Here is a 6772-nt window from a genome sequence, read left to right on the forward strand (position 1 = left end):
GAACCAGCGCGGCAATGCGGTCGATCAGCTCCAGCGGTGTGAGGTGCAGCTCATCAACCTTGGCACCGCGCTTGTCGCTGGTGGGTTCGCTGCGCTGCTTGCCGCAGCGGTACACCAGTTTGCTTCCCTCTTTGCGCAGCCTGTCCATCGCAAAGGGTGGGCGGGCGCAATAGCGCAAGAGCCGCTCAAGGCCTGGACGGTCGTGGGATTCAATGCACACCCCGACATCCACCGAGAAACCGCTGTGTTTGTACCCCAGCATCTCTTTTGCCTCGAAGTTCTCCAGCAGCCCACGGCCCACAAAGGCGCGCAGGGCAGCCCATGCGGGCGGCAGCCAGGGCGGCCTCGGTTCCGGCATGGCCGCCGCCAACGACGATGACATCGAAATCTTGTGGGTAAAGCATGGTGTTCCAAATGGGCGCAGAAAGAAACGCGCGCCCGGCGCAGTCAGGGAGAGGCCGATTTTACCGGCTGCCCTGTTTATTGACGACAATGGGGCCATGAGCAAACTCCTTGTCTTCGCCGGCAGCACCCGCACCCAGTCCTACAACCGCCAGCTGGCCAAAGCTGCAGCCGATCTGGCCCGCGCTGCGGGGGCCAGCGTGACCCTGCTGGAGCTGGGCGACCTGGACATTCCGCTGTACAACGCCGACCTCGAAGCGCAGGGCACACCACCCGATGTGATGAAGCTCAAGGAGGTCCTGGATGAACACCCGGCCTGGATCATCTGCTCGCCCGAGTACAACGGCAGCTACACCGCCCTGCTCAAGAACACCCTGGACTGGGCCTCCAGTCCGGTGAAGAACCACGCCTACTGGAGCGACAGCAGCAAGCCATTCGCCGGCAAGGTGGTGGGATTGCTCAGCGCGTCGCCCGGTGCACTGGGCGGCCTACGCTCGCTCAGCCACCTGAGCCCGTTACTGCTCAACCTGCAATGCTGGCTGTGCCCGCAACAGTTCGCCCTGGGCCGCGCCGGCAGTGCGTTTGACGCACAGGGCCAGCTCCAGGACGCCACGCACCAGGCCAGCGTAGCAGCCGTGGTGGACCAGGTACTCTGGGCTGCCAAGCGGCTTTCTTAGCCAAATACAGCTCTAGCCCCCGTCAAAATTGCGCAAGCAGCTATTGTTTTTATAGCTTGCTCGGTCACCTGACTGATCCATGCCCTGTCCTGCAACTCAGGCCAGCGCCCCGCGTTTGTCCAGCTCCGGCACCGAAAGGATGTCGATGCGCCCATAGCCCAGCGACAGCACGCCATCGCGCGCCAGCACCTTGAGCTCTTTGGACAGGGTCTGGCGCGTGATACCCAGCATCATGGCCAGCGCCTCCTGCGACACCGTCACACGCGCCCTGGCATCCACGGCCATCGTTGCGTCGCCGCGGGCCAGTGCCAGCAGGCGCCGGGCAATGCGGGTGCGGGTGGAGCGCAGCATGGCGTCTTCCACCAGGCTGTACAGCACGCGCACCCGGCTGCAGAGCAACGCGCCCAGCGCCCGTGCAAATGCCGGACGGCGCATCAGCCGCTCAAACTCGACCACACCGATCGCCAGCACGATGCTGTCGTGGATGGCGGTGACGTCATGGGGTCGGGGCAACCCGTCCAGCAACGAGGATTCGCCAAACCAGTTGCCGGGCTCCATCACGGCCAGGATGGCTTCGCGACCATCCTCGCCCAGCGTGGACACCTTGAAGGCCCCTTCCACCAGACCCACAAAACTCGCCCCCGCATCCCCCTTGCGGTACAGCATTTCGCCAGCCCGGAATGTGGTGACTTCGCCCGCACGCACCATGGCTTTGCGTTCGGCCAGAGGCAAGGCTGCAAACCAGGTGTTGATGCTCAGCGCTTCCAGAAGATCGGATTTGGGGTACACGGTCTATTTTTTTCCAGTAATTACCCTAAATTGTAAATTTTTTAACAGTTAATTACCGCCCACCGGGTTAACGTGCGCGCTTGCCATCGCCAGGAGACAGCACTTGGATATCCCATCCGTCAAAGACAAGGTCAGCACCGAAGAGTGGAAGCTGCGCGTCGATCTCGCCGCCTGCTACCGTCTGGTGGCGCTGTACGGCTGGAGTGACCTGGTGTTCACCCACATCAGCGTGCGCATCCCCGGCCCCGAGCACCACTTCCTCATCAACCCCTACGGGCTGATGTTCGATGAAATCACCGCCAGCAGCCTGGTCAAGGTCGACCAGCAATGCAACAAGCTGCTCGATTCGCCGTTTCCGGTCAATCCCGCTGGTTTCAACATCCATAGCTGCATCCACGACGGCCGCCCCGACGTGGGCTGTGTGCTGCACACCCACACCCGCGCGGGCGTGGCCGTGAGCGCACAAAAATGTGGACTGCTGCCCATCAGCCAGCAGTCCACCTTTGTCATCCCCGAGCTGGCGTACCACGACTACGAAGGCGTGGCCCTGCGCGAGGATGAAAAACCCCGCCTGCAGGCCGACCTGGGCAACAAGACCTTCCTTATGCTGCGCAACCACGGCCTGCTGGTCGTCGGTTCCACCGTGGCAGAGGCCTTTCTGTCGATGTACAACTTTGAAAACGCCTGCCGCATCCAGCTTGACGCCCAGGCGGGTGGCGAACTGGTGCAGATCAACCCCAAGATCATGGAAACCATGCCCATGGTCATCAAGATGGTCACTTCAGGCCAGGGCGCGAACATCGCCTGGCCGGCACTGATTCGCAAGCTTGACCGCATCGATACCCTTTACCAAACCTGATTTCCCGGAGAAAACCACACCATGTCCGCCGTTCCCATCCACGCCGCCACCTCTTCTGACGCCATCCGTCTGGAGCTCGAAGAAGTCCTCAAGCTGCAACGCGCAGCCTACTTCGCCCACCCCTACCCCACCTTTGCCGAGCGCAAGGCTGACCTGCTCAAGCTCAAAGCCTTCATCAAGGACAACCGCGACGCCATCGTGGACGCCATCAGCGCCGACTACGGCAACCGCTCGCGCCACGAAACCCTGTTTGCCGAAATCTTCAGTGTGGTCGACGGTGTGGAACACACCCTCAAGCACCTCAAGACCTGGATGAAGCCACAGCGCCGCGGTGTGGACATCAAGAATTTCTTCGGTGCCAAGAACCGCGTGGTTCCCCAGCCTCTGGGCATCGTGGGTGCCATCGTGCCGTGGAACTTCCCCATCAACCTCAGCTTCAGCGGACTCATCGCCGCCTTTGCCGCTGGCAACCGCTCCATGGTCAAGATGTCGGAAAACTCCCGCCATCTCGCCAAGCTGCTGATTGAAAAGTCTCCCAAGTATTTCCCCCGGGACAAGCTGGCGTTCTTCGATGAAACCGGCGGCGTGGGCATTGAGTTCTCGAAGCTGAAGTTCGACCACATCCTGTTCACCGGATCCGGCCTGACAGGCCGCGCCGTCATGGCAGCGGCTGCCCCCAACCTGTGCCCTGTCACGCTGGAACTCGGCGGCAAATCGCCCGCCATCATTTGCGACGATTACCCGCTGCGCAAAGCTGCCGAACGCGTCCTGTTCGTGAAGTACTTCAACGCCGGACAGATCTGCACCACCATTGACCACATCTACATCCCGGAAGACAAAGTCAAGGAGTTCACCGAGATGTCCAAGGGCATCGTCACAGAGCGCTACCCGCACCTGAGCTCGCCCGATTTCACCTCCATGATTGACGACCGCTCCTTCAACCGGGTGGTGGGTGCCATGGAAGAGGCGCAAGAGCGCGGCGCCACACTGGTCCAGCTGATTCCCGGCCGCCAATGGGACGCAGCCACGCGCAAGATCGCCCCACACATCGTGCTCAACGCGCCCGCCGACTGCGCGCTGCGCACGCGCGAGATCTTCGGCCCCGTGCTGCCAATCATTCCGTACAAGAAAATTGAAGACCCCGTCCAGGCCATCAACGACGGCCCGCGTCCACTGGCGCTCTACCCCTTCAGCAACGACAAGGCGCTGGTGCACCACCTGCTGACCCACGTAATGTCGGGCGGCGTCAGCGTCAACGATGGTCTGTTCCACGTGGGCCAGCACGATCTGCCTTTTGGTGGTGTGGGCGACAGCGGCATGGGCCACTACCACGGCTACGAAGGTTTTGTCACCTTCTCCAAGATGCGCCCGGTGTTCTACCAGGCCCCCTTCAGCGCCGTGAAGTTCCTGTGGCCGCCTTACGGCAAGTTCGCGACCAAGTACCTCGACTTCCTGACCAAGTAACCCGATACACACTGCCATGAAGCACCTGCCTCCCCACCTGCAGCGCAGAAGTTTTCTCAAGCTCGGTATCGGTGCCGCCGTCGTTCTGGCCGTGGCTGGCGGCGCGGTGGCACTGATCAAGCCGGGCCTGGTCAATGGCCGCCTCAGCCCCTCCGCGCGGCTGCTGATGGCCCGCGTCGGACAGGCCATGCTGCAAGGCACGCTGCCTGCGGATGCGCTGGAACAGCAACGCGCCATCGACGCGGTCCTGCAGCGTACCGATGACTTCACCGCCGGCCTGCCCGCGCATGTGCAGGCTGAACTCTCGCAACTGTTCGGCCTGCTGGCCACGGCCGCGGGCCGGCGCGGCATTGTGGGTCTGTCGCCGTCGTGGGAAGACGCCACAGTGGCAGAAACCAGCGCCGCACTGCAGTCCATGCGCGCGTCCGGCACGGAGCTGCGCATCCAGGCCTACCAGGGACTGCACGACATCGTGTTTGTGCCCTATTTCTCGGGCGAAGAGTCCTGGAAGACCATCGGCTATCCCGGCCCCAGAGCCGTCTGAGTCACCCTGCATCCACTGAAATCGCATGACCAACATCATTGACCCCATTGCGGCGGGCCTGCAACGCGGCTGGAAAGTTCTCGGCGGCAAACACGGCGCCTTGCCGGAACGCATCACCTGCGATGTGGCCATCATCGGCTCTGGCGCTGGCGCCGGCATCACCGCGGAGCTGCTGACCAAAGCAGGCCTGAACGTCGTCATCGTCGAGGAGGGGCAGCTCAAATCGAGTACCGACTTCAAACAGAAAGAGCCCGAAGCCTACGCCTCGCTGTACCAGGAAAACGCCGGGCGCAAGACCAAGGACAAGGGCATCACCATCCTGCAGGGCCGCAGTGTGGGCGGCACCACCACGGTCAACTGGACCAGCTCCTTTCATACGCCTCCCGATACGTTGAAATTCTGGCAGGACAAATTTGGCCTGAAAGACTACACCACCGAAACACTGGCGCCCTACTTCCAGCAGGCTCAAACCCGACTGAACATTTCGCCCTGGGCGACATCGCCCAACGAGAACAACGAGCTGCTGCGCCGCGGTGCAGCCAAACTCGGCATCAAGGCCGAAGTGATTCCACGCAACGTCAAGGGCTGCTACAACCTCGGTTCCTGCGGCATGGGCTGCCCCACCAATGCGAAGCAGTCCATGCTGGTGACCACCATCCCGTTTGCACTGGACCATGGCGCCACCCTGCTGGTAGAAACACGGGTCGAGAAACTGGTCATCGAAGGCGGTCGTGTCACCGCCATGCAATGTATTGCGGTAAAACCGAACGCAGCCCCCGTAGAATCTGGCAAGATTGCTACAACTATCGTAGCAAAACATTTTGTCCTGGCAGGTGGGGCGATCAACTCTCCGGCGCTGCTGATGCGCTCGAAAGCGCCCGACCCACACAAGCGGCTGGGCACGCGCACCTTCCTGCACCCGGTGGCCATCACCACGGCCGTCATGAAAGACACCGTGGCCGCATGGACCGGTGCACCGCAATCGATTTACTCCGACCATTTCCTGCACACCCAGCCGGTGGACGGACCGATCGGGTTCAAGCTGGAAGTCGCACCCCTGCATCCTGTGTTCTTTGGCGCCAACCTGCCCGGCTTTGGCGAGAAGCAGGCCGAGCTGTTCCGCCAGTACCCCCACGCCAACGTGATGCTGGCCCTCATGCGTGACGGCTTCCACGACCAGTCGGTGGGTGGCACGGTGGAATTGCGCGACGATGGCTCGCCCCTGCTGGACTACCCCATCAGCGACTACGTGCTCGACGGTGCACGCCGCTCCATGCTCGCCATGGCACAGATCCAGTTCGAAGCCGGCGCCACCATGGTGTACCCGGGCCACGAACTTGCTGGCGGCACCAGCACCTGGGCGGCGACCAAGGCAGCCATTGAAGCCCTGCCCATGAAGCCCCTGCTCACCAAGATCGGCAGCGCCCACGTCATGGGTGGTTGTGGTCTGGGCGGTGACGACAAGCTGGGCGTCACGCGCCCGGACGGTGTGCACTGGCAGCTGGAGAATCTGTCCATCCACGACGGCTCCCTCTTCCCGACCAGCATTGGTGCCAATCCACAGCTGTCCATCTACGGTAACGTCAACCGCCTCGCCCAGGGACTGGCCAAGCGGCTGAGTGGCAAGGACGTTCTACTGGCCTGATATTTCCCGGCAGCGGGAGGAGACTATTGCATGCAAGAATTTGATTACGTCGTGGTGGGCGGCGGTGCCGCCGGCTGTGTGGTGGCGGGCCGCCTGAGCGAAGACCCGTCCGTCTCCGTGTGTCTGCTCGAAGCCGGCGGCCCGGATTCTTCCGCCTTCATCCACGCGCCTTTGGGATTTGCCGCCACAGCGCCATTGAAACTGTTCAGCTGGGGATACGAGACCGTGCCGCAGGCTGGCTTCAACGGGCGCAAGGGCTTCCAACCGCGCGGCAAGGTGATGGGTGGGTCCAGCTCCATCAATGCCATGGTCTACACCCGAGGTAACCGCAACGACTACGGATAGGCGTTTTAACCGCATGAGGCCAAGTATCGCACCGCGGAAGCGCCATC

6 protein-coding genes and 3 pseudogenes are annotated in these 6772 nt (G+C 62.3%); 6 read left to right on the forward strand and 3 right to left on the reverse strand.

Annotated elements, in window-relative coordinates; genetic code table 11:
• Both IHV84_RS19740 and IHV84_RS19745 read right to left on the reverse strand, forming a co-directional pair.
• A pseudogene (locus IHV84_RS19740) lies at positions 1-313 on the reverse strand (transposase); the annotation flags it as partial.
• Between the two features lies 1 nt (position 314).
• Positions 315-404, reverse strand: a pseudogene (locus tag IHV84_RS19745) (FAD-dependent oxidoreductase); the annotation flags it as partial.
• 96 nt (positions 405-500) lie between these two features.
• On the opposite strand from IHV84_RS19745, the gene IHV84_RS19750 reads away from it, so the two are divergent.
• The gene (locus IHV84_RS19750; RefSeq protein WP_054258125.1) at positions 501-1079 is read left to right on the forward strand and encodes an NADPH-dependent FMN reductase; all 579 of its coding nucleotides are present in this window, start codon (positions 501-503) and stop codon (positions 1077-1079) included.
• A 96-nt stretch (positions 1080-1175) separates the two neighbouring features.
• Here IHV84_RS19750 and IHV84_RS19755 read toward each other — a convergent pair whose 3' ends face one another.
• A complete protein-coding gene (locus tag IHV84_RS19755; protein ID WP_054258124.1) occupies positions 1176-1868 on the reverse strand; it encodes a Crp/Fnr family transcriptional regulator in 693 nt (230 codons plus the stop codon).
• A 103-nt stretch (positions 1869-1971) separates the two neighbouring features.
• On the opposite strand from IHV84_RS19755, the gene IHV84_RS19760 reads away from it, so the two are divergent.
• The 5 genes and pseudogenes from IHV84_RS19760 to IHV84_RS19780 form a co-directional block, all read left to right on the forward strand.
• A complete protein-coding gene (locus IHV84_RS19760) occupies positions 1972-2727 on the forward strand; it encodes a class II aldolase/adducin family protein (RefSeq protein WP_082366676.1) in 756 nt (251 codons plus the stop codon).
• Positions 2728-2748: 21 nt separating this feature from the next.
• Positions 2749-4191: a coniferyl aldehyde dehydrogenase gene (locus tag IHV84_RS19765; protein WP_054258066.1), complete on the forward strand. Its 1443-nt coding sequence runs from the start codon at positions 2749-2751 to the stop codon at positions 4189-4191.
• Between the two features lie 16 nt (positions 4192-4207).
• Positions 4208-4735 (forward strand): hypothetical protein, encoded by a 528-nt coding sequence (locus IHV84_RS19770; protein WP_233100149.1) that lies wholly within the window; start codon positions 4208-4210, stop codon positions 4733-4735.
• 25 nt (positions 4736-4760) lie between these two features.
• Positions 4761-6380, forward strand: coding sequence for a GMC family oxidoreductase (locus tag IHV84_RS19775; RefSeq protein WP_054258067.1), 1620 nt, complete (start codon positions 4761-4763; stop codon positions 6378-6380).
• Between the two features lie 30 nt (positions 6381-6410).
• A pseudogene (locus IHV84_RS19780) lies at positions 6411-6719 on the forward strand (GMC family oxidoreductase N-terminal domain-containing protein); the annotation flags it as partial.
• Between the last annotated feature and the right edge of the window lie 53 nt (positions 6720-6772).

This window comes from Acidovorax sp. IB03 (assembly GCF_016406015.1).
In the GTDB taxonomy this organism is placed as follows: Bacteria; Pseudomonadota; Gammaproteobacteria; order Burkholderiales; family Burkholderiaceae_C; genus Acidovorax; species Acidovorax temperans.

Bases quoted from the DNA above. Each gene is read 5' to 3' on its own strand.
- IHV84_RS19750 (WP_054258125.1), top strand. From the start codon at position 501: ATGAGCAAACTCCTTGTCTTCGCCGGCAGCACCCGCACCCAGTCCTAC.
- IHV84_RS19765 (WP_054258066.1), top strand. From the start codon at position 2,749: ATGTCCGCCGTTCCCATCCACGCCGCCACCTCTTCTGACGCCATCCGT.
- IHV84_RS19770 (WP_233100149.1), top strand. From the start codon at position 4,208: ATGAAGCACCTGCCTCCCCACCTGCAGCGCAGAAGTTTTCTCAAGCTC.
- IHV84_RS19775 (WP_054258067.1), top strand. From the start codon at position 4,761: ATGACCAACATCATTGACCCCATTGCGGCGGGCCTGCAACGCGGCTGG.